The sequence below is a fragment of the Streptomyces phytophilus genome (assembly GCF_013870535.1).
GTDB lineage: Bacteria > Actinomycetota > Actinomycetes > Streptomycetales > Streptomycetaceae > Streptomyces > Streptomyces phytophilus.
The window spans coordinates 1-3,982 of the sequence record NZ_JACBXC010000540.1; the positions used below are offsets into that span (position 1 = coordinate 1).

Annotated in this window: 4 protein-coding genes; all 4 read left to right on the forward strand. The window is 74.1% G+C overall.

Annotated elements, in window-relative coordinates:
* A partial coding sequence (locus H5J30_RS20865) for a DUF2690 domain-containing protein (protein ID WP_181788923.1) occupies positions 1-381 on the forward strand: 381 nt, incomplete at its 5' end.
* Positions 382-538: 157 nt separating this feature from the next.
* Positions 539-1,537 carry a malate dehydrogenase gene (locus H5J30_RS20870; RefSeq protein WP_181788924.1) on the forward strand — a complete coding sequence of 333 codons (999 nt, stop codon included), beginning with the start codon at positions 539-541 and terminating at the stop codon, positions 1,535-1,537.
* Positions 1,538-1,920: 383 nt separating this feature from the next.
* On the forward strand, positions 1,921-2,109 hold the full coding sequence (gene rpmF / locus H5J30_RS20875; RefSeq protein ID WP_374101008.1) for a 50S ribosomal protein L32: 189 nt from the start codon (positions 1,921-1,923) through the stop codon (positions 2,107-2,109).
* A gap of 171 nt (positions 2,110-2,280) precedes the next feature.
* Complete coding sequence (locus H5J30_RS20880) at positions 2,281-3,897, forward strand: AbeC-like domain-containing protein (RefSeq protein WP_181788925.1); 1,617 nt, start codon at positions 2,281-2,283, stop codon at positions 3,895-3,897.
* Positions 3,898-3,982: the final 85 nt, after the last annotated feature.

Sequence of the window (3,982 nt, forward strand, 5' to 3'; positions counted from 1 at the left end):
CCGTCCGAGTCCGGCGAGTTGCCCGAGGGCGTCGAGTGCCAGGGCGCCGACTGCAACGGCGAGGACCCCGACGAGATGGGCTGCGGCGGCGACTTCGCCCGTACGACCACCGAGACGACCATCGGCGACATGGTCCTGGAGATCCGCTACAGCGAGCCCTGCAAGGCGGCGTGGGCCCGGATCACCGCCGCGGAACCCGGCTCGACCGTCACCGCACTGGCCGAGGTGCCGGGTGAGGACCCGGTCCGCGAGGACTCGTCCGCCGGGACCAGCGAGGGCTTCACGGCGATGGTCGTCGCCGAGGACCTGGACGACGTACGGGCCTGCGCGGCGCTCCCCGACGGCACCGCGGCGTGCACGAAGGGCACGCTGCCGTCGTAGCGGCGGCCCCCGCCCGCTCCCGCCGTGACCGGGCCCACACCGGCCGCCCACCGGCACTCGGTGCCAGTCGGATAGATTGACCCCCGGGGGCACGGCTGCCCTTGGCCGCCCGGGCCCCGCCAGCCCGTACACCGGCCCCCTCATCGGAGAGATCACCATGACCCGCACTCCCGACAGCCCCGTCACCGTCACCGTCACCGGCGCGGCCGGGCAGATCGGCTACGCGCTGCTCTTCCGCATCGCCTCCGGCCAGCTCCTCGGCCCGGACGTGCCGGTCAAGCTGCGGCTGCTGGAGATCACCCCGGCCCTCGGCGCCGCCGAGGGCACCGCGATGGAGCTGGACGACTGCGCGTTCCCGCTGCTGCGCGGCATCGACATCACCGACGACCCGAACGTCGCCTTCGACGGCGCCGCCGTCGCGCTGCTCGTCGGCGCCCGCCCGCGCACCAAGGGCATGGAGCGCGGCGACCTGCTGGAGGCCAACGGCGGCATCTTCAAGCCGCAGGGCAAGGCCATCAACGACCACGCCGCGGACGACATCAAGGTCCTGGTCGTCGGCAACCCCGCCAACACCAACGCGCTCATCGCCCGCGCCGCCGCGCCGGACGTGCCGGCCGAGCGGTTCACCGCGATGACCCGCCTCGACCACAACCGCGCGTTGTCGCAGCTCGCGAAGAAGACGGGCGCCGCGGTCGGCGACATCAAGAAGCTCACGATCTGGGGCAACCACTCGGCGACCCAGTACCCGGACATCTTCCACGCGGAGATCGCCGGGAAGAACGCCGCCGAGGTCGTGGGCGACGAGAAGTGGCTGGCCGACGAGTTCATCCCGACCGTCGCCAAGCGCGGCGCGGCCATCATCGAGGCGCGCGGCGCCTCGTCGGCGGCGTCGGCGGCCAACGCCGCGGTGGACCACGTGTACTCGTGGGTCAACGGCACCGCGCAGGGCGACTGGGTCTCCATGGGCATCCCGTCGGACGGCTCCTACGGCGTACCCGCGGGCCTCATCTCCTCGTACCCGGTGACCTGCGCGGACGGCGCGTACGAGATCGTGCAGGGACTGGAGATCAACGAGTTCTCGCGGACCCGCATCGACGCCTCCGTCAAGGAGCTGGCGGAGGAGCGCGAGGCCGTCAGCGCCCTCGGCCTGGTCTGAGCCCCGCTCGCACGTCCTTCCGCCGCGGCGGGCCCTCCCCGGGGAGGGCCCGCCGCGGCTTTCCGCGTACGGGGATATCCGGTTGCGGCCGTACGGGCTCCGTCCCTACGGTCGGGCGCATGGTCTCCGAGCCGGTCGACACACCCGAGGCGCACTAGCGACCTCGCCCCGGCCCCGCCGTCATGCGGGGCCGCTTCGGCCTGCCCTGCTCGACCCTTCCGTCTCCGGGACGTCCCCGTGCCTCAACCGCCCTTTCCGCACGTGCCCGCGCGCCCGCACGTGCACCCCGACGCAGCCCTGGTCCTCCGGCCCCTGGTCGGGCGGGATCCCCCGCCCGCGTTCGCCGCACCGCAGCGAACGTCCACCGGAGGAAGGAAACCAGCGTGTCCAGCTCGATGTTCAGGAAGAAGTCGCGGGCCCGCGTCCGCCACCACCGCGCGCAGTGGCGCGGCCGGGTCTCCGTGCCCGCGCTGACGCCGTGCCCGAACACGGCGTGCGGCGAGCCCAAGCCGCCGCACACCGCCTGCCCGCACTGCGGGCAGTACAAGGGCCGCCAGGTCTACCGCCCGTAGCGCCGCGCGGTACCCCCGGCCGGGGCCGTCCAGCCCCGGCCGGGGGTACCTGTAGGGGTACGTCCTTGACCGGAAGGTGACTCTCGGCTAGGTCAGCGCTACGCTCGGTCCACTCAACGAGCGGACTTAGGGGACGAGTTGTCGCAGAGCGGAGACTTTTCGACCGCGCCCGTGCCGCGACCTGCCGGGCCGGTGACCCCGGGCAGCCCGCCGCCTCAGGCCAGCGAGGCCACGCGGCTGCTGTGCGCCGGGGTCTACCTCGACCCGGGGTTCCGGCGCCGGATGCTCCAGGAACTGGTCGAGCACGGGGAGCGCGCGGTCGCGCCGTCGCTGGGCATCGACGCCGTCACCGTACTCGCGCACGCCCTGCGCTCCCGCAGACGCGAGACGGCGACGGCGTGGTGGGTGCTCGCGGTCTGGGCCGCGTTCATCCTCTGCGACGTGGTGCTGGCGGACGGCACCCCGTACGTGGGCCTGTCCGCGTTCGCGTACGCCCTGCCGTGCCTCCTGCTGTGGATCGCGGCCGTCGCCGGCGGACGCGGCGGGTTCGACGTCTACGGCGCCGGCCCGCGCGCCGCCGCCGGACGGCAGTTGCTCTGGCGGGCGCGCGCCGCGCTGGTGCTGCGCATCGTGGCGTACGTGTATATGGCCCTCTACTGGTTCGGCGCCCTCTACCTGCTCTCGGAGGGTGCGTGGACGGCGGCGGTCTTCCCCCTGCTGCTGGTGTGGCCGGTGTGGGCGCACCGGCTCGGGACGGAGAACGTCGCGCGCGAAGAACTGTCCTCCGCCGCGTTCCCCGGCGCCGTTCCGCCCGCTGTGGCGGAGCCGTACCACGGGATCGCCGCGGCCATCGCCCACGAGCAGTACTCGCGGCTCACCGTCTACGACTTCGACCGCCCGTTCGTCGGCTACGGCATCCCGCACGAACCCTGGTCGCTGGCCGTGGAACTGAAGCGGCGCCCGGACGCGCCCGGCGGCGAGCGGCTGACCAGCCGCAAGGTCGTCGAGCTGATCCTGCCGCGGCTCGCCGCGCTCCGCGACGCGACCGCCGCCGGCAGCCGGGACCGGCTGCGGGACCTGGAGGTCGCCCACCTGGTGTACCTCCCCCCGCCGCCGCAGCGCGGCGACGTCCGCCGCGACGACGCCACCGTCGACCAGCACGTCGGCGGCTCCGTCGACGAAGGCGGCGAGGCCCGCCGCTACTTCCTGCGCGTCCGGGTCGGCGCGTGGTCGGAGCTGGTCGTGGTGACGATCCTGGTGCGGGTGCACACGCAGGGCGGGATGCTCGTGCTGGAGGTCGTGCCGCACGTGCTGCCGCCGGTCCGGCCGGAGTTCCGCGAGATCGACCGCCTCGCCGCCCGCGGCGGCGGCGCGCGGACGCTCACCCGGGCGCTCCTGAGCGCGCCGACCTCGTCGATCGCGTCGGTCGTCGCCCTGGGCGGCACCCTGGCCTCGGTGTTCCGCACCTGGCTGGCCGACGCCGCCAGGCTGCCGGGGGAAGGGCCGGCGGCGTCGGTGCGGGAGTTGGGGGCGTCGCCGCAGATCTCGCTCTTCCAGAAGATGGACGTGAGCCGGTACGTGAAGACCGTCCGCGACCGCATCGCGAGCGGGGTGACCGAGGCGCTGCGGGAGAGCGGCTACGAGACCGGGGAGTTCGAGCAGTACATCGTCAACGTGAACGAGGGCGGCGTGTACATCGGCGCGATGAGCGGCGGTGCGGTGGCGTCGGGCCAGGGGGCCACGGCGACGGCGCGGACCGACGGCGGTGCGGGAAGGGCGGGATCGTGAGCGGTACGGCGGAGGACGAGCGGGGAGAGGCGGGGCCGGGTGTGAGCGGGCGCGACGACGAGACGGTGCAGGGCGGGGTGCGGAT

Coding starts and splice junctions, on each gene's coding strand:
- H5J30_RS20870 (WP_181788924.1), top strand. CDS start 539: ATGACCCGCACTCCCGACAGCCCCGTCACCGTCACCGTCACCGGCGCG.